Source organism: Kitasatospora sp. NPDC004615 (genome assembly GCF_042873545.1).
Classification (GTDB): domain Bacteria; phylum Actinomycetota; class Actinomycetes; order Streptomycetales; family Streptomycetaceae; genus Kitasatospora.
The window spans coordinates 230,045-249,424 of record NZ_JBIALQ010000009.1; the positions used below are offsets into that span (position 1 = coordinate 230,045).

Consider the following 19,380-nt stretch of genomic DNA (forward strand, 5'->3'; position numbering starts at 1 on the left):
TCGCGACCTTGCGGACGTGCTTTGCGCTTGTCGCGCAGTTCCCCGCGCCCCTGATTTTGCGCCCAACCGCTCGCGCAGCTAGAGCGTCCGGCTGTGCTTCCACTCCTCCGCGCAAACCCCGTACCCGAACCAGTCGTTGATGGCGAGCATCGGCGCGTTCTCCCCATCGTTGTGCGTGTACGCAGCAGCCAACCCCCGGTCCTGCGCGCGCCGAAGCGCATGCGCCTTGGCGAGCTTGGCGAGGCCGCGGCCGCGGTGGGTGGAGCGGGTGGCGGTGAACGCCGACCAGTAGTGGCGGCCGTCGGTCTGGGCGGCGGAGAAGGCGACGGCCTCGCCGTGGTCGAGGGCGACGGCGGTGAGGGTGTGGTCCTGGTCGGGGCGCTGCCAGATCTCGGCGAGCCAGCTCTCGTACGACTGGTCGTCGAGGACGAGGTCGCCGGGTTCGGAGCGGGTGGCGTCGATGTCGACCAGGTAGATCGGGTGCGGGTCGTCCAGGAAGTCGGCGGCGGTGCGCAGTTCGATGCCGGGCGGGGTGGGCGGCAGTGGCGGCAGCGGGACGGTGAGGTCGAGGCCGGCGTACTGGGCGCGGCGGCCGCGCCGGTAGCCGCGGGCGGCGGCGAAGCCGAGTGCTTCGGGTGTGCCGTCGGCCCAGCCGTGGGCGTCGCGGACGCCGAGCGCGGCGAGTTCGCGTTCGGCGGCGGTGAGCAGCGCGGTGCCGATGCCGGCGCCGCGGTGTTCGGGCATCACGCTGACGTTCAGGAAGCCCTGGTCGGGGGTGGTGCTCTCGGCGACCGGGCCGAACCTCGCGGAGCCGACGACCTGTCCGCCGCGTTCGGCGACCAGCAGGTTGAAGTGCGGCAGTCCGACGAGCCAGTTGGTCACCTCGGGTGTGACGACCAGGTGCGGCCGGCCCGCCCGGTAGGCCTCGGTGGCCCCGGAGGCGTCTTCGGGTGCGAACGGGCGGATGTGGTACGGCATAGAAGTCATAGGCATGTCACGTTAGTCAATCGTTCGCCTGCGCGCTGCTGAATTTCCCCCACCTGCGGGCCGGTCGGTTCAGTGAGTGGGAAACCTCAAGTTCAGCTCTGAGTTTCCGGTGTCCTGCTTGGCACCGGCTCCGTCCGGATACACCCTCGGCATGGGGGAGGCGGGGCCGTCGAAAGGCCCGGCGGGAAGGGGTGTTTTGTGTCCTCGCACGGAATTCCGCAGCTGGGTACGGGGCTCGGCTGGCGCCCCGAGATCGACACCGCCGTGGAGCGGCTGCCCGGTCTGGACTGGGTGGAGGTGGTCGCCGAGAACGTCTGCGCCGACCATCTGCCGCCTTCGTTGACCGCGCTGCGCGAACGGGGCGTCACCGTCGTTCCGCACGGCGTCTCGTTGGGGCTCGGTGACGCCACCGAACCCGACCCGGCGCGGCTGGCCCGGCTGGCCTCGGTCGCCGAGGCGCTCGGTGCGCCGATGGTCAGCGAGCACTTGGCGTTCGTCCGGGCGGGCGGCCTGGAGGCGGGGCACCTGCTGCCGGTGCCGCGCACCCGGGAGGCGCTGCGGGTGGTGGCCGCCAATGTGCGGATCGCCCAGCGCGAACTGCCGGTGCCGCTGGCGCTGGAGAACATCGCCGCCCATCTGGCCTGGCCGGGCGACGAGTTGACGGAGGCCCAGTTCCTCGCCGAACTCGTCGAACGCACCGGCGTGCACCTGCTGGTGGACGTCGCCAACCTGCACACCAACCGGGTCAATCTGGGCATCGACCCGGCCGCCGAACTCGACCGGCTGCCGCTGGACGCGCTCGCCTACGTACACGTCGCCGGCGGGGTGGAACGCGACGGCGTCTGGCACGACACCCACACCCACCCCGTCACCGCCCCCGTGCTGGACGTGCTCGCCGCGCTGTGCGAACGCACCGACCCGCCCGGGGTACTGCTGGAACGCGACGGCGCCTACCCGCCGCCCGCCGAACTGTCCGCCGAACTCGACGCCATCCGCCGGGTCCACCGCACGGCCCGCGACCACCGGGAGGAGCCCGACCGTGTCCGAACTGGACGAATATCTGATCCGTGACCGCGCCGACGCCGAACTCGCCCTGGCCCGAAACCAATTGGCCGCCCGCCAGGAACAGTTGCTGGCCGCCCTGGTGGCCGGCGGACCGGCCCCGGCCGGATTCGACCCCGCGCAACTGCGCACCCAGGCAGAGGGCCTGATCGCCAAGCGCCAGGAGACCGTCGGCCACCTGATGCCCGAACTTCCCGAACTGCTCGGCGCGGACTTCGCGCCGCTGTTCCGCCGCTACGCCGCCGACCACCCGCTCACCGGCGGCTACCGGGCAGACGCCCGCACCTTCGCCGGCTGGGCCCTGGACGCCGCACCCACCGCACCCTGGCACCCGGCGCTGCACCACCTGCTCCACCCGGCCACCCGCCGCTGGGCCCGCCTGCTGCCGCGCCGCGCCGTGAAAGCGCACCGGTAACCACCGCAGCACCACGCTGCCGCCGCACCGATCCATCGCACGAAAGGACACACGGGGGAATGTGGAACAGCCTGTTCTTCGTGGCCCTGGCCCTGGTCGCCGTGACCATGGTCGCCGCCACTGTCTTCAACCACCGCTGCCGCCGGGTCACCGAACCGCAGGGCCTGCCCGGACGCGGCATGCCGCTGCTGGACGCCGCCTTCCTGGCCGGCGGCCCGGCCCGGGCGGTGGACACCGCGCTGGTCCGGATGGAACGTGAGGGCCGCGCGGTGATCTCCCGCGCCCACCGGGTGACGGTCACCGACGTCGCGCCGCGCGACGCCGTCGAGCAGGTGCTGATCACCGCCGTCGGCGGCCGCACCGGACGGGACCTGTCGGTGCTGCGCGCGTCCGTGCTGGGCAGCCCGGACGTGCAGCGGATCGGCGACGCGCTGGCCGCCCGCGGCCTGATGCGCCACCCGGCCAAGCTCAAGGCGGCCTGGCGCGCCCGCAGGATGGAGGTGTTCGCGCTGTGGACGGCCCTGGGGCTCGGGATGATCTCCACCTTCCACTGGCTGCACGCGCCGGAGCGGGACACCAGCACTCCCCCGTTCTTCGCGTTCGGGGCACTGGTCCTGGTCGCCGCCGTGCGCCTGATGGTCGGACGGCCGCCGAAGGCGCGGATCACGCCCGCCGGGGAGCGCCAGCTGGAGCTGGTGCGGGGCAGCAGCCCGTGGCAGCCGCGCGAGGTCGACCGGCAGTACGCGGCCGTGGTCGGCGCGTTCGCGCTGGACGGGTCCGCCGCACTGACCGACCCCGCCGACCAGCCGCTGCGCGAGGCGCTCGACGGCACCACGGCCGGACCGGTCCGGCCGGTCCGGATGGTGAAGTCGAAGCGTTCGACGCACGCGTTCAGCACCTCGGACACCACGGCGGCGGCCACCACCGGGGCGTGGTGCGGGAGCACCGCCGTCTCCTGCGGGTCGTCCGGCTCCTCGGGGCACTCCGGGCACTCCGGGCACTCGGGCGGGCACTCCGGCGGGTCGTCGCACTCCGGCGGGTCCTCGCACTCCTGCGGGTCGTCCAGTTCGTGCGGTTCGTCCAGCTCCTGCGGGTCGTCCAGTTCGTGCGGCTCGAGCTGAGGCCGTGTCACAGTTCGGTATCGCGGCAGGTGGATCCATTCCACTTGCCGCGTACGCAGGACTAGAACAAACATCATGTGGGTGTTGCTGCTGATCCCGACCTGTGCCGCCGCGGTGCTGTCCTGTCTGCACCTGGTCCGGGTCGCCGCGATCGCCGACGCCCTCGCCGAGCATCTGCCGGCCGCCGACCGGGCCGCCGGGATCGGCCTGTACGAGACCGCTTACCTGGCGGGCGGACCGGGCCGGGTGGTGGAGCTGGCGCTGGTCCGGATGGCCGGGCTGGGCCGGCTGCACCTCGCGCACACGGGGTGGACGACGGTGGTCGATCCGCAGGGCCGGGGCCGGCTGGAGCGGGCGCTGATCAGCGCGATCGGGCCCGAAGGCCAGTGCCGCACCGCCCAGTTGAAGGCGGCGCTGGCCGCCCACCCCACCGTCCGGGACATCGGCGACCGGCTGGCGCTGGCCGGGCTGGCGACACCGGCGGTGATCCGGGACCGGGCCCGGCGGGCGGTCCGGCAGGTGCGCTGGGCGCTGCTCGCGGCGGTCGCGATGCTGCTGCTCACGATCGTCCTGACCGCCGACGGCCAGGCGGCCCGGACGGCCCTCGCCTGGTACGCCCTGCCCCTGGTCCTGACGGGCGGCACCCTGCTGATGGCCCGCGTCGACGTCCACGCCTACACCGCCTGGGCGGCCCCCGCCGGCCAGCGCCTGCTCCGCACCCTCCGCTGGCCCCACATCTGCCGCACCGGCACCACCGACGACCTGCTCACCGCCGTCGCCATCCGCGGCCCCGAAGCCGTCCAGGACCCGCGCCTGCGGGCGGCGTTGGGCCACCGCTAGCAAAAAACGCCGCCACCGCGCAGGAGCACGGCGGCGGCGTTCGGTCTGCGGGTCAGAACAGTCCGGCGACCAGGTCGCCGACCGACTTGCGGCGGCCGGTGAAGAACGGCACCTCCTCGCGCACGTGCAGGCGCGCGCGGGACGGGCGCAGGTCGCGCATCAGGTCGACGATGCGGTGCAGTTCGTCGGCCTCGAAGGCCAGCAGCCACTCGTAGTCGCCGAGCGCGAACGAGGCGACGGTGTTGGCGCGCACGTCCGGGTAGCCGCGGGCCATCTGGCCGTGCTCGGACAGCATCGCCCGGCGCTCCTCGTCGGGGAGCAGGTACCACTCGTAGGAGCGGACGAACGGGTAGACGCACACGTACTCGCGGGGGCGCTCGTCGGCGAGGAACGCGGGGATGTGCGACTTGTTGAACTCGGCGGGGCGGTGCAACGCCATGTTCGACCAGACCGGCTCCAGGTGGCGGCCCAGCTCGGTGCGGCGGAAGCGGTTGTACGCCTCCTGCAGGTCGTCCGAGTTCTCGGCGTGCCACCAGATCATCAGGTCGGCGTCGGCGCGGAGGCCGGACACGTCGTAGGTGCCGCGGATGGTGACGTCCTTGGCGGCGAGCTGCTCGAAGAGGGCGTCCACCTCGGCCACCAGGGCGGAGCGGTCCTCGGGGAGGCCGTCCTTGAGCTTGAACACCGACCACATGGTGTAGCGGATCACCTGGTTGAGGTCGCGGGCCTTCTTCTTCACGGGCTGCTCAGTGCTTTCGGTCATGAGCCCATTGTCCCTTCTGTGCGGGTGGTTCAGCTGACGGGGTGGACGGCTTCGGCGGCCTTGCGGGCGCTCGCGACGACGGCGGGGATGCCCACGCCGTCGTAGGCGGCGCCGCACACGGTGATCGCGCCGAGCGCGTCCAGCTGGGTGCGGATCCGGGCGACCCGGTCGAGGTGTCCGACCGGGTACTGCGGGAGGCCGTCGGTCCAGCGGGTGACGGCGTGGTCGTAGGGGGTGGCGGTCAGGCCGACGGCCTCGTGCAGGTCGGCCAGCGAGCGGGCGACGATTTCGGCGTCGTCCAGCTGGAGCGCGGCGTCCTCGCGGTGCCGGCCGAGCGAGGTGCGCAGCAGGAAGGTGTCGGGCGCGGAGCGCTCCAGCCAGCCCCACTTGTTGCTGGAGAAGGTGGACGCCTTGATGTTGCGGCGGTCCACCGGCGGCACCAGGAAGCCGCTGCCGGTGAGCGGGCTGTCGGCCAGGTCCGCGCGCCGGAAGGCCAGCGTGACCAGGGCCATCGAGGCGTACTCGATCTCCCGCAGCTCGGCCGCGGCACCGGGCGCGTCGGCGGCGAGCAGCGCGGCGGCGTGCGGGGCGGGGACGGCCAGCACCACGGCGTCGGCGTGCAGTTGCTGTCCGCCGGTGGTGACCTGCCAGCCGTCGGGGGTGCGGCGCAGCGCCTCGACGGGGTGGCCGGTGAGCAGTTCGGCGCCGTGCGCGCGGTCGTGGGCGGCGATGGCGTCGGGGAAGGTGCCGAGGCCGCCGCGCAGGCCCTGGAAGACCGGGCCGGTGGCGGTGGAGCGGCCGGTGAGCTCGCGGACGGCCTCGGTCAGCGAGCCGTCGCGCTGGGCGAGCGCCAGCAGTTGCGGGACGGCGGCGCGGATCGAGATCTCGTCGGCGTGCCCGGCGTACACGCCGCCGAGCAGCGGTTCGACCAGGCGGTCGACGACCTCGCGGCCGAGCCGGGCGGCGATGTAGCCGCCGATCGCGGCGTCGTCGCCGATCTCGGCGGGCTGCTCGTTCGCGGCCCGCTCCAGCCCCTCGGGGGTGAGCACGCCGGAGGCCTTGAGGGCGTCCAGGTCGCCGGGCACGCCCATCAACTGGCCGCCGGGCATCGGACGCAGGCCCTCGCGGGTCCAGATCGACGCCTTGGCGGTGGTGGGCGGCTCCAGCTGCTCGCCGAGACCGACCTGCCGGGCCAGTTCGACGGCTTCGGGGCGGCGGGCCAGCATCGACTCCGCGCCGAGGTCGACCCGGACACCGCCGACCTCCCCGCCGAGCAGTTTGCCGCCGAAGCGGTCGGATGCCTCCAGCACGGTGACCCGCACCGGCCGGTCACTGAGGAAGGCGGCCGCGGTCAGGCCCGCGACGCCGCCACCGATCACCACGACGTGAGGTTTCGCCATGCCTCGAAGTCTTCCAGCCCTTATCCCGAATCCCGAACCGGCCCGTTCCGGGCGCCGAGACCGCGGTGACGCCGAGGCGTGATCATTCCGGTACCGCCGGCCCGGGTCCGGTCCGCGGGCCCGCGCGTCACAGTGCTGACGGGACGGGCGAGCGGCCCGCCCGCGACCCGGGGAGGGGACACGGGCATGGGAGTACGGGTGCACAGAGCGGGGGCCGTCGGCGTACTGGCGGCGGTGCTGCTGCTGGCCGGATGCAGCGCGAACGAGGGCAGTTCGGCGTCCAAGGCGGCGGACCAGGCGGCCGCACCGGCGGCACCGGCCGGTGACGGCAAGGCGGCGGTCGCCGCTGCCGGGGCGGGCGGAACGGCGGCCCCGTCCGCCGGGGCGAGCGGGCAGCCGACGAACCGTCAGATCGCCTACCAGGCCAGGATGACCGTCCGGGTGGACGCCCTGGAACCGGCCCGGGACAAGGCCGTGGACCTGGTCGGGCAGGCCGGCGGCTACGTGGCGGCCGAGAGCCGGCGCGGCGCGGGCGACGGCGCCGAGGCCACCCTGACGCTGAAGGTGCCGTCGGAGTCCTACCAGAAGACCGTCGACGCGCTCGGTGGGCTGGGCCAGCGACTCGCCATGACCAGCCAGTCCGACGACCTGACCGGGCAGATCGCCGACGTGGACAGCCGGATCAAGTCGATGCGGGCCAGCGTGGACCGGGTCCGGGCACTGATGGCGGAGGCCAGGACACTCTCCGAAGTGGTTTCACTGGAAAGCGAGTTGACCCGCCGCGAGTCCGACCTGGAAGCGCTGGAACGCCAGCAGCAGCAGCTCACCTCCCGGACGTCGCTGTCCACCGTGACGCTCGACCTGCTGACGGACGCCCAGCGGCCCACCGGCGCCGTGCCCAAGCACAAGGACGGCTTCTGGGCCTCGGTCGGCAAGGCCCTCACCGGCGGCTGGCACGCCCTGCTCGCCGTCCTGCACGGCCTCCTGGTGGTCCTGGCCGCCGGCGCCCCGTTCCTCCTGGTCGTGGCCCCCGCCGTCTGGCTCCTCCGCCGCCACTACCGCACCCGCCCCCGCCCGACGACCCCTTCTTGGCGGAACCCGCCCGCACCCCCGCAGCACCCGCCGACGACCGAACCGGAGGACTGACCCTCATCGCACCACCGCCGCCCTCGGGCCCGCACGGCCCGCAGCACGACGCCCGGACCCCCGCCGCAGCAGGCCCTCCGCGCCAGGAGCGAGCCGTAGCTCGATCCGGTCGACCTGCGCGCCGGGGGCCGGCTGAGGGACGCCCGCCGAGGACACCCACCGCCGGATCCTGGCGGTCCTGGCGTTCCTCGGCGGCGACAGGCCATAGGGCCTCAGCGGGCGCTGGCCTCGTGGACGAAGGCGACCAGGCGGGTCAGCGCGTCCGGGTCCATGGTCGGCATGACGCCGTGGCCGAGGTTGAAGATGTGGTGGCTGCCGCCGAGCGCCTGGGCGGCGTGCAGCACCTCGCGGGCCTTGGTCTCCACCACGTGCGTGGGGGCGTACAGCACGGCCGGGTCGAGGTTGCCCTGCAGGCCCTTGCCGGGGCCGACCCGGTTGGCGGCCTCGTCCAGCGGGACCCGCCAGTCGACGCCGACGATGTCCGCGCCGGCCTGGCCCATCAGGCCGAGCAGCTCGCCGGTGTTGACGCCGAAGTGGATCCGCGGCACCCCGTACGGCGCGACCGCGTCGAACACCTTGGCGCTGGCGGGCATCACCGAACGGCGGTACTCGTCGGGCGCGAGTGCGCCCGCCCAGGAGTCGAACAGCTGGATCGCCGAGGCACCCGCCTCGATCTGGATCTTCAGGAACGCCGAGGTGATCTGCGAGAGCCGGTCGACGAGCTCCGCCCACAGCTCGGGCTCGCCGTACATCATCGCCTTGGTGTTCTCGTACGACTTCGACGGGCCACCCTCGATCAGGTAGCTGGCCAGCGTGAACGGCGCGCCGGCGAAGCCGATCAGCGGGGTGGCGCCGAGCTCGGCGACCAGCAGGCCGACCGCCTCGGTGATGTACGGCATGTCGTCCGGCTCCAGCGGACGCAGCCGCTGCAGGTCGGCCTTGGTGCGGATCGGGTCGGCGATCACCGGGCCGACGCCGCCCTTGATCTCCACGTCGATGCCGACCGCCTTGAGCGGGACGACGATGTCGGAGAAGAAGATCGCGGCGTCCACCTTGTGCCGGCGCACCGGCTGCATGGTGATTTCCTTGACCAGGTCGGGCCGCATGCAGGAGTCGAGCATCGAAATGCCCTCGCGGACCTTCAGGTACTCGGGCAGCGAGCGGCCGGCCTGCCGCATGAACCACACGGGGGTGTACGGCACCGGCTCGTTGCGGGCGGCGCGCAGGAAGACGGAGTCGTACGCGGCGCCGCGGGGCCGCTGACCGGACTGGGCTGCGGGGGTCTCACTCACGTCCCACATCCTCGCACGCGGGCGCTCCCGTCCCGGCCGCCCACCAGGCAAAACGGACACCTCGGACACCCGTGGCGCGCACAGCGGTCCCGGCCTGGCCGATTTCCGGAATTTCGGCACGCCGGAGGTACGAAAGTGCTCGGATTGCGGGCCCGCGCCACCTAGGCTTCCGCACATGGCAGCGGTCGGCGGGCAATCCGCACAGGGTGGAGGAACGGGCAGGGAGTCGGTGCCGATCGAGTTCCGCGAGGCGGTCGAGGCGCTGACCGGGGCGCGGCTGCGTCCCGAGGTGCAGCTGTCCCCTCGGCCCGCCCCCCGCCGGCTGGCCCCGCACGCCTTCGCGCTGTCCGCCTCGGTCGAGGTGGACGGCGAGGAACTGGCCGACGGCACCCTGGTCCTGCTGCACGACCCGGCCTCTCCGGAGGCCTGGAACGGCGAGTTCCGGGTGGTCACCATGACCCGGGCCGAGCTGGAGCCGGAGATGGCCGGCGACCCGCTGCTGTCCGAGGTCGGCTGGAGCTGGCTGATGGACGCCCTCCAGGCGCACGGCGCCCGGTTCGCCGAGCCGGGCGGCACCGTGACCAGATGCCACTCGCAGTACTTCGGGGCGCTGGCCGAACGCGGCGCCTCCACCGAGATCGAGCTGCGCGCGTCCTGGACGCCCGCCGACCGCCGCTTCGACCGTCACCTGGCCGCCTGGGCCGAGCTGCTGTGCGTGTGCGCCGGGCTGCCGCCCGCCCCGTCCACCCCGCCGCCGGCCGCCGACTCCGGCGCCCTCGGCGGCGTGGTGCCGATGCCTGCCCGCCGCCGGCCGCGCAACCCGCACTGACCGCCGCCCGCCCGCTCCGGCCCGGCGCCACCGTCGCGCCCGCGCTCGTACAGCTGTCCGCACCCCCCGTGCCGTAGACACCCCGGGGGGACCGTCAGCCGTCCCGGTGCGCGACCACCCGCAGGGCTGACGGAGTGTGACTTCGTGGACGCTCCCGGTCGGTTACCCGACCGTTCGTGATCACCGCGCTGTCGAAATCGATCGGATCTGTGCGATTTCCGGGCAGGTCGTACCGGTCGCCTGCGCGATTTGTCCGTATTGTTACTCACCAGATCGTGATCACTTGCTAAAGCCGGTCACGGTTGTTGCCGAAGGTGTCAGTGACCCTTTCCAGACGCGGAACGCTCCGACCGCCCCCTCGGGGTTCCGTCCGCCACTCCCCGCAGGAGGCCCCAGGTGTCGGTCCTTCTTGAGCACCCAGCAAACGTGGTCGCCTACCGTCCGACGAAGCCCACCGCCATGGTGGTCATCGCTGATCCCCGGGTCCGGAACACGGTGACCCGGCATCTATGGGCGCTCGGCGTCCGTGACGTCATCGAGGTCTCCTCGATCGCCGAGGCCCGACCCCGCATCTCCAACCCGCGAGACATCTGCATCGCCGATGTCCACCTCCCCGACGGCTCCGGCCTGACCGTCCTGGCCGAGACCCGCGCCGCGGGCTGGCCGAACGGCCTGGCACTGTCCGCCGCCGACGACATCGGCGCGGTCCGCTCGGCCCTGGCCGGCGGCGTCAAGGGATACGTGGTCACCGGTACCCGCACCGGCATGCCGATGCCGGGCCGTCCCGGACTGCCGATCGGTGCCGGCCTGGCCGGCCGGATGCGGCGCCCCGGGATCCCCGGCCACCACCACCCCGGCATGCACGGCGCTCCGGGCCAGTCCGGCGCCGCCCCCGGCGCTCCCGGTGCGCCCGGCGCGCAGCCCTCCGCCTACCGGGAGCTGTCCGGCCGCGAGGTCGAGGTGCTTCGGCTGGTCGCCGAAGGCCAGTCGAACAAGGCGATCGGCGTCGCGATGGGCCTGTCCGCGCTCACCGTGAAGAGCCACCTGGCCCGCATCGCCCGCAAGCTCGGAACCGGCGACCGGGCCGGGATGGTCGCCGTGGCGCTGCGCACCGGAATCATCCACTGATCCGCATCGTCCCTGGTGGCGGCCCGGAGGAACGTTTCCTCCGGGCCGTTCCCGCGCCCCCTCCCGACGGCCCGTCACCCCTCCCCCACCGCCCCGCTCCGACCTCCGGAACGACCCGCCCACCCCGGACGGCCCGGGTCCGAACATGGTCCGACCAGTCGGACAACACTCCCGGCGGCGGCACACGACGTACCCTTGGGGGGTGACCGACGCCGTAGCCTCCATCCCAGAAGAGATCGCCCCGGTTCCGCTCCTCGAACCCAGGGACGGACTCCCACCGGTGGTGTCGGACCCAGCGGCACTCGCCGCCGTCATCGCGGCCTTCCGCGCCGGCACCGGCCCCGTCGCCGTCGACGCCGAACGCGCCTCCGGCTACCGCTACGGCCAGCGCGCCTACCTGATCCAATTGCGCCGCAACGGCGCGGGCACCGCGCTGATCGACCCGATCGCCTGCCCCGACCTGTCCGTGCTGGACGAGGCCATCCACGACACCGAGTGGGTCGTGCACGCCGCCACCCAGGACCTCCCGTGCCTGTTCGACGTCGGCATGCACCCCGGTGTGCTGTTCGACACCGAACTCGCCGGCCGGCTCGCCGGCTTCCCCCGGGTCGGCCTCGGCCCGATGACCGAGAACATCCTCGGCCTCTCGCTCGCCAAGGAACACTCCGCGGTCGACTGGTCCACCCGCCCGCTGCCCGAGCCCTGGCTGCGCTACGCCGCGCTCGACGTCGAGGTGCTGGTCGACCTGCGCGACGCGCTGGAGACCGAACTCGACCGGCAGGGCAAGCTCGGCTGGGCCCACCAGGAGTTCGCCGCCCTCGCCGCCGCCCCCCGCCCCGCACCCCGGGTCGACCCCTGGCGGCGCACCTCCCAGCTGCACAAGGTCCGCCGTCGCCGCCAGCTCGCCGTGGTCCGCGAGCTCTGGCTGACCCGCGACCGGATCGCCCGCGAACGCGACGTCTCCCCCGGCCGGGTGCTGGCCGACACCGCGATCGTCAACGCGGCCCTCGCGATGCCGCTGAACGCGCCCGCGCTGATCGCCGTCCAGGGCTTCGGCCCCCGGGTCAACCGGCGCCAGCTCGAGCAGTGGCTGGGCGCGATCGAACGCGCCCGGGAGATCCCGGAGAACGCGCTGCCCTCCGCGACCGCCCCGCACGACGGGCCGCCGCCGCCGCGCGCCTGGGCCGAGAAGGACCCGGTCGCCGCGGCCCGCCTCACCGGCGCGAGGGCGGCTGTCGCCGCGCTTGCCGAGCAGCACCACCTGCCCGCGGAGAACCTGATCACCCCCGACCTGGTCCGCCGCGTCTCCTGGGAGCCGCCGGCCCGACCCGACGCGACGTCGATCGCCGACGCGCTGCACGCCCTGGGGGCCCGTGCCTGGCAGACGGAGCTGGTCTCGCCGGTGCTCGCGGAGGCGTTCAGGACGGCGGAGGGCTGAGCGATCAGGGGCGCGGGAACTGCGCGACAAGCGCAGGCCACGTCCGTAGGGTCGCGAGCACGTGGAAGTCACTGCCCTGCGTCGCGATCTTGCGGTCGGGTGCCTTCCGCTTCGCGCAGTTCCCCGCGCCCCTGGTTGCGCATCCCACTTCTTCGGCTCCTTGCCCACCGTTGTTACTCGTGGGTAGATTGGTCGCGTAGCAGCGCTGATGTTTGGCGCGCTCGCCCAGCCATGTCCCCTTGGGAGGAGAGCCCCGGTGCCTCGTACCGCGAGGGACGTCGTCTTCGTCGACGGCGTCCGCACCCCGTTCGGCAAGGCCGGCCCGAAGGGCATGTACCACGAGACGCGGGCGGACGACCTGGTCGTCAAGTGCATCCGCGAGCTCGTGCGTCGCAACCCGAACCTGCCGGTCGAGCGGATCGACGAGGTCGCCGTCGCGGCGACCACCCAGATCGGTGACCAGGGTCTGACCATCGGCCGTACCGCCGCGCTGCTCTCGGGTCTGCCGAAGTCCGTTCCGGGCTACGCCATCGACCGGATGTGCGCGGGTGCGATGACGGCCGTCACCACCACCGCGGGCGGCATCGCGTTCGGCGCGTACGACGTGGTCGTGGCCGGCGGCGTGGAGCACATGGGCCGGCACCCGATGGGCGAGGGCGTGGACCCGAACCCGCGGTTCGTCTCGGAGAAGCTGGTCGACGAGTCCGCCCTGTTCATGGGTATGACGGCGGAGAACCTGCACGACCGCTTCCCGCACCTCACCAAGGAGCGCTGCGACGCGTTCGCGGTGCGCTCGCAGGAGAAGGCCGCGAAGGCGTACGCCAACGGCGACATCCAGCCGGACCTGGTGCCGATCGCGATCCGCAACACCAACCCCGAGATCGGCGAGACCGGTTGGGGCCTGGCGACCACGGACGAGCCGATGCGCCCGGGCACCACCATGGAGTCGCTGGCCGGCCTGAAGACCCCGTTCCGTCCGCACGGCAACATCACCGCGGGCAACGCGGCGGGCCTGAACGACGGTGCGACCGCCTCGCTGCTGGCCGCCGAGGACGTGGCCCGCGAGCTGGGCCTTCCGATCAAGATGCGCATGGTGAGCTTCGCGTTCGCTGGCGTCGAGCCCGAGGTGATGGGCATCGGTCCCGTCCCGGCGACCGAGAAGGCGCTGGCCAAGGCCGGTCTGACCATCGACGACATCGGCGCGTTCGAGGTCAACGAGGCGTTCGCCGTCCAGGTGCTGGCGTTCCTGGACCACTACGGCATCGCGGACGACGACGAGCGGGTCAACCCGTACGGCGGCGCGATCGCGTTCGGCCACCCGCTGGCCTCCTCCGGTGTGCGTCTGATGACCCAGCTGGCCCGCCGCTTCGAGCAGCGCCCGGACGTCCGCTACGGCCTGACCACCATGTGCATCGGCTTCGGCATGGGCGGAACCGTCATCTGGGAGAACCCGCACTTCGAGGGTGGTAAGTGACCATGAGCACCACTGAGATGCTGCAGCGCGCCGCCGAACTGTTCCCCGGCGAGGTCGTCACCACCGCGCACGTGCGCCACCTGGACCTGCCGCTGCAGGCCGGCAAGCTGGCGCTGATCACCCTGGACAACGGCTTCGACCACACCAAGCCGACCACCTTCGGCCCGGGCTCGCTGGCGAAGCTGTCCGAGGCGCTGGACCAGGTCGAGGCCGAGGCCGCCGAGGGCAAGGTGGTCGCCGTCGCGATCACCGGCAAGCCGTTCATCTTCGCGGTCGGCGCCGACCTCAAGGGCGTCGAGGTGCTCAAGGAGCACGCGGACGCGCTGGCCATCGGCAAGGGCGGCCACGACGTCTTCAAGCGGATCGCCGCGCTGCCCGTCCCGTCCTTCGCGTTCTACAACGGCGCGGCGATGGGCGGCGGCGTCGAGGTCGGCCTGCACTGCTCCTACCGCACCGTCAGCGCGGGCGTCCCGGCGTTCTCGCTGCCCGAGGTCTTCCTCGGCCTGGTGCCCGGCTGGGGCGGCTGCACCCTGCTGCCGAACCTGATCGGCCCGGCCAAGGCCGTCAAGGTCATCGTCGAGAACTCGATGGCCCAGAACAAGCAGCTCAAGGGCACGGACGTGTTCGAGCTGGGGATCGCGGACGCGATCTTCGAGCCGGCCGACTTCCTGGAGCAGTCGCTGCTGTGGACCGCTCGCGTCCTCAAGGGCGACGTGGTCGTCGAGCGCGAGGAGTTCGACCGCGGCAAGGCGTGGGACGACGCCGTGCTGTGGGGCCGCTGGGTCGCCGACGCCAAGGTGCACGGGGCCGCTCCGGCCGCGTACAAGGCGCTCGACATCATCCAGCAGGTCAAGGACGGCGACCTGCAGGCCGGCTTCGACGCCGAGGACGCCGCGCTGGCCGACCTCATCATGAGCGGTGAGCTGCGCGCCGGCCTGTATGCCTTCAACCTGGTGCAGCGCCGCGCGAAGAAGCCGTTCGGCGCGCCGGACAAGTCGCTGGCCCGCCCGGTCACCAAGGTCGGCGTGGTCGGCGCCGGTCTGATGGCCTCCCAGCTGGCGCTGCTGTTCGCGCGCCGCCTGGAGGTGCCGGTGGTGCTCACCGACATCGACCAGGAGCGCATCGACAAGGGCGTGGGCTACGTCCACGGCGAGATCGACAAGCTGCTGGCGAAGGGCCGCATCGGCGGCGACAAGGCCAACAAGCTCAAGGGCCTGGTCTCCGGCCACCTCGACAAGGCCGTCGCTTTCGGCGACGCGGACTTCGTCATCGAGGCCGTGTTCGAGGAGATGGGCGTCAAGCAGAAGGTGTTCGCGGAGCTGGAGGCGGTGGTCTCGCCGACCACCATCCTGGCCACCAACACCTCCTCGCTGTCGGTTACCGAGATGGCCTCCAAGCTCCAGCACCCCGAACGCGTGGTCGGCTTCCACTTCTTCAACCCGGTCGCGATCCTCCCGCTGCTGGAGATCGTCCGGGCCGAGAAGACCGACGACGCCTCGCTGGCCACCGCGTTCGGTGTCGCCAAGAAGCTGAAGAAGACCGCGGTGCTCACCAAGGACGCCCCGGCGTTCGTGGTCAACCGCATCCTGACCCGCTTCATGGGCGAGATCCAGAACATCATCGACGAGGGCACCTCGTTCGAGACCGTCGAGGCCGCGGTCAAGCCGCTCGGCCTGCCGATGTCGCCGATCGCCCTGCTCGAACTGGTCGGCCCGGCCATCGCCCTGCACGTCTCCGAGACGCTGCACGGCGCGTTCCCGGAGCGGTTCACCGTCTCCGAGAACCTCGGCAAGGTCGTCAAGGCCGGCAAGCGCGGCTTCTACATCTGGCAGGACGGCGCCCAGGTCCTCGACCCCGAGGTCCTCGCCCTCCTCACCTTCGGCGACTCCGTCCTGACGGAGGACCAGGTCCGCGCCCGCGCCCTGGACGCCGTCGCCCAGGAGATCGGCCTGATGCTCGACGAGGGCGTCGTCGGCGAGGCGCAGGACATCGACCTGTGCATGATCACCGGCGCCGGCTGGCCCTTCCACCTCGGCGGCATCACCCCGTACCTCGACCGCGAGGGCGTCTCCGAGCGCGTCAACGGCAAGAAGTTCCTGGCCCCCGGCCTGGCTTCGATCCCCGCCTGACGCGAAGCGTTCCGTCCACGGGCGGGCAGCACTCCCCCACGGGGGACGGCTGCCCGCCCGTTGTCGTGCCCTGGGGCTACCCTGAACGGGGCCGACCCAGGGAGGATCTCATGACCGCGCAGCCCGACCACTCGGTTCATCCCGACGACGAGCTGATCCCGCGTCCCCAGAAGACCCCCGACGCCCTCCGGGCGGCCCTGGCAGCGGTCGCCCCGCACCGGCTCCCGGAGATGGCGGAGCAACAGGACGAGGCCTTCGCCCTCGCAGTCCGAGACGGCTCCATCGACCCCCTCCGGGTCTTCCTGAACACCTGGGCCGCCCACATCGAGGTCGCCCGTCACCTCGACACCGCCGCCCGCATGCGCGCAGCCGAGCACGCCGTACAAACCCTGGACCGCGACGACCCCCGGTGGAGCGAAGCCATCCGCGTATGCCTGGAGATCTTCAACCGGGCCCACGCGGCGGTGAACGGATGACCTGGTCCTGGGAGTACCACCCGAACGAGCAGTAGTTTGCCGCCGAAGCACCACCGGCCCTCCTGGCCAAGGTCGAGCAACGCGCCGACGAGCTGGTCCGCGCCGCTGAGGCCCGCTATCTCGACGGCACGGGCTACCAGGGCCCCGGAGAGGCCATGAAAACTGCTGCCGTCACCAACGGCTTCTTTGCCTATTTCGTCGCTCCCCGTCAGCAGCGGGTCTACGTCTGCCAGGTCACCGGTCTGTAGCCCAGTATGCTGCCGAGCTTCTGCGTGGAGGGGGTTGGCCGGTGCTGGTGCTGGTGCATGGCGGGTTGTGGGACGAGGAGATGGACGGGGAGCGGTTCTGGGGGCGGACCGGGGTGGTGGCGGGGTTGCGGGGCGCCGGGGTGGCGGTGTGTGCGCCGGATCGGGTGCTGCGGGCCGGGAGTTGGGGGGCTGAGGCGGAGCATCTGGTGGCGGGGTTGCCGGACGGGCCGGTGGTGGTGGTCGGTGGGTCCAACGGGTGCTCGGTGGCGGTGCGGATGGCGCTCGCGGTGCCGGAGCGGGTGCGGGGGCTGGTGCTGGCGTGGCCGGCGACGGCGGGGGATGTGCGGGTGGACGGGCGGTTGCCCGTCGAGGTGGCGCCGCTGCTGGGCGGCGGGGTGCTGCGCGGGGTCGCGGACGAGGAGTTGGCGGGGCTCCGGATGCCGGTGGGTGTGCTGCCGTCGGTGCCGGAGGGCCTGGTACACCAGCGGCGGACGGCGGACGGGCTGCTGGGGCTGATCCCGGGGGCGGTGGAGTTGCCGGGGTGTCCGGAGCCGCCGCATCCGGCGTTCCGGCCGGAGGGGCTGGTGGCGGCGGTGGCGGGCTTCGCGGCGCGGGTCAGGCGTCCTTGAGCCAGGCCTCGGTGCGGCGGTGGCGGCCGAGGCCGACGGCGTCGAACTCGTCGTGGTGGCCGTCCGCGTGGGCGCCGAGGTGGCGGAGGGCGAGGGAGATCGGGCCGGCGTTCGGTTCGATGAGAGGGCCGAGGGTGAGGGCGCCGCGGGTCCAGACGGCGACGGACTGGTCGCCGGTGCCGCCGAAGATGTCGGCCTCGATGTAGGCGATCTGTCCGGCGTCGGACCAGGCGGCCAGGGTGTGCTGGAGGCCGCCGGGGAACTCGTAGAACCCGGTGAACGGGCGGGTGCCGTCGTCCAGGGCCGCGCGCACGGCGTCCGGCAGCGGAAGCATGGCGAGGCCCTGGGCGAGCGGGACGACGCGGGTGCCGGGGAGGTCGGCGACGCGGCGCAGCAGGGGTTCGGCCGCGACGACCGCCGAGAGGACGTAGGCCACCGGCTGCTACTTCTTCTTGAGGCGGTAGATGACGGTGTCCCCGGTGACGCCGACGACCTCGTAGTGGGTGTTGAGCAGGGTGGCGATGCGGGGCACCATGTCGGGCTGGTAGGGGGAGGTGCCGGAGTCGTCGACGACGACCTCGGGGAAGCCGTTGGTGGAGATCTCGTCGTCGAAGGTCTGCCAGGCCTCGGCGACGGAGTACTGTTCGCCGACCTTGTCGGCGCCCTTGCCGCCGCTGAAGTTGGTGAGGAAGCCGGCGGTGAGGTAGCGGGTGGCGGGGCGCCGGTCGGCGAGCCAGTAGAGCTCGGGGTGCATGCCCCAGATCAGGACGGTGTCCTTGGGGGTGGTCTGGGCGGCGACGGCGGTGGCGACCTCGGTGGACTGGGTGAGGCGCTGGCCGGGCCAGAGGACGGCGAGGCCGCAGAAGAAGCTGCTGGCGAGGGCGGAGTAGATCAGGACCGGCCGCCACGAGATCGCGGAGGTGGCGACGGCGCCGACGCCGAGCAGGACCAGTGGGGGCATCAGCTGGAGGTAGTAGTGGCCGAAGAAGTGGAAGCCGACGGAGACGGCGATCACCGAGGAGGCGAGCCACATCCACAGGTCGACGGTGGAGCCGTGTTCGGGTCCGCGGGCGGGGACGGGTCGTCGGCGGTGGCGTAGCCACAGGCGGTGCGCGAAGGGCAGCAGGAAGGCCAGTCCGGCGCCCATCAGGATGGCCGAGTTGCCGAGCGCGCGGCCGATCATCTGCGGCCAGTTGGAGCCGAGTCCGGCGTAGTCGCCGGAGCCGGTGACGACCCAGAACAGGAAGCCCTTGGGTTTGGTGAGGATGACGGCGACCAGCGCTATCGGCAGCGCGAACCCGAAGCCGATCTTGGCGAGTGCGGGGGGCCAGCGGACGCCGCGGCGGCGGGTGTCCTGGAGGAGCATCCACAGCACGGGGAGCATGACGGCGCCGCCGGTCTGCTTGGTGAGCGAGCAGAGCGCGACCGCGATGCCGGCGGCCAGCCAGCGGCGGCGTTCGGCGTAGCGGAAGGCGGCCACCATGGCAGGCAGCATGAAGACTTCGAAGGTCGCGGCCTGGGTGTCCTCGGGCGAGAGTCCGATGGAGACCAGCAGGTAGAGGATGCCGGCGCAGCGCCCGGCCTTGTCGCCCCAGCGGCCGCGGGCCAGCGAGGCGAGCAGGATGGCGGTGGTCAGGTGGGCGACGATCGCGAGGGTACGCAGCGGCCAGAGCGAGGCGGAGCCGAAGAGCGCGAAGCAGGCTTCGTACAGCCAGGGCAGCAGCGGGGGTTTGCGGTCGACGACGGTGTCGTACAGCACGCCGCCGTCGGCGAGCATCCGGGCCTGGGTGGCGAGGTAGCCCTCGTCGGGGCTCCACACGGGGCGCAGGAAGGACGGCAGGTGGGTCAGGGTGGCCAGCACGGCGAGCAGCGGGACCAGTCTGGTCCAGTACCCGGTGCGGAGGCGCTCTGGGAGGCGCTCGGCAAGGGCACGTGGGCTGCTCGTGAGGGTGAGGGACACGGGTGACAACCTACCGGGCGTGGACGGGCGTAGTCAGTGGCAG

Annotated in this window: 17 protein-coding genes and 1 pseudogene; 12 read left to right on the forward strand and 6 right to left on the reverse strand. The window is 72.6% G+C overall.

What is annotated here, in order from left to right; genetic code table 11:
- Positions 1 to 78: 78 nt before the first annotated feature.
- Complete coding sequence (locus tag ACFYS8_RS29195; protein WP_387646478.1) at positions 79 to 993, reverse strand: GNAT family N-acetyltransferase; 915 nt, start codon at positions 991 to 993, stop codon at positions 79 to 81.
- A gap of 192 nt (positions 994 to 1,185) precedes the next feature.
- Between ACFYS8_RS29195 and ACFYS8_RS29200 the strand changes: the two genes are divergently transcribed.
- The 4 genes from ACFYS8_RS29200 (at position 1,186) to ACFYS8_RS29215 (ending at position 4,425) form a co-directional block, all read left to right on the forward strand.
- Positions 1,186 to 2,058, forward strand: a complete 873-nt coding sequence (locus tag ACFYS8_RS29200; RefSeq protein ID WP_387646480.1) for a DUF692 domain-containing protein — start codon at positions 1,186 to 1,188, stop codon at positions 2,056 to 2,058.
- Positions 2,027 to 2,464 (forward strand): hypothetical protein, encoded by a 438-nt coding sequence (locus ACFYS8_RS29205; protein WP_387646482.1) that lies wholly within the window; start codon positions 2,027 to 2,029, stop codon positions 2,462 to 2,464. Before ACFYS8_RS29200 ends, ACFYS8_RS29205 begins: the two co-directional genes overlap by 32 nt.
- Positions 2,465 to 2,523: 59 nt before the next feature.
- A complete protein-coding gene (locus tag ACFYS8_RS29210) occupies positions 2,524 to 3,585 on the forward strand; it encodes a TIGR04222 domain-containing membrane protein (protein ID WP_387646485.1) in 1,062 nt (353 codons plus the stop codon).
- 75 nt (positions 3,586 to 3,660) lie between these two features.
- Positions 3,661 to 4,425 carry a TIGR04222 domain-containing membrane protein gene (locus tag ACFYS8_RS29215; protein ID WP_387646487.1) on the forward strand — a complete coding sequence of 255 codons (765 nt, stop codon included), beginning with the start codon at positions 3,661 to 3,663 and terminating at the stop codon, positions 4,423 to 4,425.
- A 52-nt stretch (positions 4,426 to 4,477) separates the two neighbouring features.
- Here ACFYS8_RS29215 and hemQ read toward each other — a convergent pair whose 3' ends face one another.
- Together hemQ and hemG are read right to left on the reverse strand one after the other, a co-directional pair.
- Entirely contained in the window at positions 4,478 to 5,188 is a 711-nt protein-coding gene (gene hemQ, locus ACFYS8_RS29220) for a hydrogen peroxide-dependent heme synthase (protein WP_387646489.1), read from the reverse strand.
- Between the two features lie 29 nt (positions 5,189 to 5,217).
- Positions 5,218 to 6,624: pseudogene (hemG, locus tag ACFYS8_RS29225) on the reverse strand (protoporphyrinogen oxidase); the annotation flags it as partial.
- 150 nt (positions 6,625 to 6,774) lie between these two features.
- Here hemG and ACFYS8_RS29230 point away from each other — a divergent pair.
- On the forward strand, positions 6,775 to 7,734 hold the full coding sequence (locus ACFYS8_RS29230; RefSeq protein WP_387646492.1) for a DUF4349 domain-containing protein: 960 nt from the start codon (positions 6,775 to 6,777) through the stop codon (positions 7,732 to 7,734).
- Positions 7,735 to 7,946: 212 nt separating this feature from the next.
- On the opposite strand, the gene hemE is transcribed toward ACFYS8_RS29230, so the two are convergent.
- Complete coding sequence (hemE, locus tag ACFYS8_RS29235; RefSeq protein WP_387646495.1) at positions 7,947 to 9,035, reverse strand: uroporphyrinogen decarboxylase; 1,089 nt, start codon at positions 9,033 to 9,035, stop codon at positions 7,947 to 7,949.
- A gap of 166 nt (positions 9,036 to 9,201) precedes the next feature.
- Between hemE and ACFYS8_RS29240 the strand changes: the two genes are divergently transcribed.
- The 7 genes from ACFYS8_RS29240 (at position 9,202) to ACFYS8_RS29270 (ending at position 17,377) form a co-directional block, all read left to right on the forward strand.
- On the forward strand, positions 9,202 to 9,855 hold the full coding sequence (locus ACFYS8_RS29240) for a DUF3000 domain-containing protein (protein ID WP_387646497.1): 654 nt from the start codon (positions 9,202 to 9,204) through the stop codon (positions 9,853 to 9,855).
- 396 nt (positions 9,856 to 10,251) lie between these two features.
- Positions 10,252 to 10,983: a LuxR C-terminal-related transcriptional regulator gene (locus ACFYS8_RS29245; protein WP_387646499.1), complete on the forward strand. Its 732-nt coding sequence runs from the start codon at positions 10,252 to 10,254 to the stop codon at positions 10,981 to 10,983.
- A gap of 202 nt (positions 10,984 to 11,185) precedes the next feature.
- Positions 11,186 to 12,421 carry an HRDC domain-containing protein gene (locus tag ACFYS8_RS29250; protein ID WP_387646501.1) on the forward strand — a complete coding sequence of 412 codons (1,236 nt, stop codon included), beginning with the start codon at positions 11,186 to 11,188 and terminating at the stop codon, positions 12,419 to 12,421.
- A 256-nt stretch (positions 12,422 to 12,677) separates the two neighbouring features.
- Entirely contained in the window at positions 12,678 to 13,895 is a 1,218-nt protein-coding gene (locus ACFYS8_RS29255; RefSeq protein ID WP_387646502.1) for a thiolase family protein, read from the forward strand.
- 2 nt (positions 13,896 to 13,897) lie between these two features.
- Positions 13,898 to 16,024 carry a 3-hydroxyacyl-CoA dehydrogenase NAD-binding domain-containing protein gene (locus ACFYS8_RS29260; protein WP_387646505.1) on the forward strand — a complete coding sequence of 709 codons (2,127 nt, stop codon included), beginning with the start codon at positions 13,898 to 13,900 and terminating at the stop codon, positions 16,022 to 16,024.
- A gap of 110 nt (positions 16,025 to 16,134) precedes the next feature.
- On the forward strand, positions 16,135 to 16,500 hold the full coding sequence (locus ACFYS8_RS29265; protein WP_387646507.1) for a hypothetical protein: 366 nt from the start codon (positions 16,135 to 16,137) through the stop codon (positions 16,498 to 16,500).
- A 289-nt stretch (positions 16,501 to 16,789) separates the two neighbouring features.
- Entirely contained in the window at positions 16,790 to 17,377 is a 588-nt protein-coding gene (locus tag ACFYS8_RS29270) for an alpha/beta fold hydrolase (RefSeq protein WP_387646509.1), read from the forward strand.
- On the opposite strand, the gene ACFYS8_RS29275 is transcribed toward ACFYS8_RS29270, so the two are convergent.
- Positions 17,364 to 17,813, reverse strand: coding sequence for a hypothetical protein (locus ACFYS8_RS29275; protein ID WP_387646510.1), 450 nt, complete (start codon positions 17,811 to 17,813; stop codon positions 17,364 to 17,366). The genes ACFYS8_RS29270 and ACFYS8_RS29275 overlap by 14 nt on opposite strands.
- A 6-nt stretch (positions 17,814 to 17,819) precedes the next feature.
- On the reverse strand, positions 17,820 to 19,337 hold the full coding sequence (locus tag ACFYS8_RS29280) for an ArnT family glycosyltransferase (RefSeq protein ID WP_387646513.1): 1,518 nt from the start codon (positions 19,335 to 19,337) through the stop codon (positions 17,820 to 17,822).
- Positions 19,338 to 19,380 lie beyond the last annotated feature (43 nt).

Bases quoted from the DNA above. Each gene is read 5' to 3' on its own strand.
- ACFYS8_RS29195 (WP_387646478.1), bottom strand. From the start codon at position 993: ATGCCTATGACTTCTATGCCGTACCACATCCGCCCGTTCGCACCCGAA.
- ACFYS8_RS29210 (WP_387646485.1), top strand. From the start codon at position 2,524: ATGTGGAACAGCCTGTTCTTCGTGGCCCTGGCCCTGGTCGCCGTGACC.
- ACFYS8_RS29215 (WP_387646487.1), top strand. From the start codon at position 3,661: ATGTGGGTGTTGCTGCTGATCCCGACCTGTGCCGCCGCGGTGCTGTCC.
- hemQ (WP_387646489.1), bottom strand. From the start codon at position 5,188: ATGACCGAAAGCACTGAGCAGCCCGTGAAGAAGAAGGCCCGCGACCTC.
- ACFYS8_RS29230 (WP_387646492.1), top strand. From the start codon at position 6,775: ATGGGAGTACGGGTGCACAGAGCGGGGGCCGTCGGCGTACTGGCGGCG.
- hemE (WP_387646495.1), bottom strand. From the start codon at position 9,035: ATGTGGGACGTGAGTGAGACCCCCGCAGCCCAGTCCGGTCAGCGGCCC.
- ACFYS8_RS29240 (WP_387646497.1), top strand. From the start codon at position 9,202: ATGGCAGCGGTCGGCGGGCAATCCGCACAGGGTGGAGGAACGGGCAGG.
- ACFYS8_RS29260 (WP_387646505.1), top strand. From the start codon at position 13,898: ATGAGCACCACTGAGATGCTGCAGCGCGCCGCCGAACTGTTCCCCGGC.
- ACFYS8_RS29265 (WP_387646507.1), top strand. From the start codon at position 16,135: ATGACCGCGCAGCCCGACCACTCGGTTCATCCCGACGACGAGCTGATC.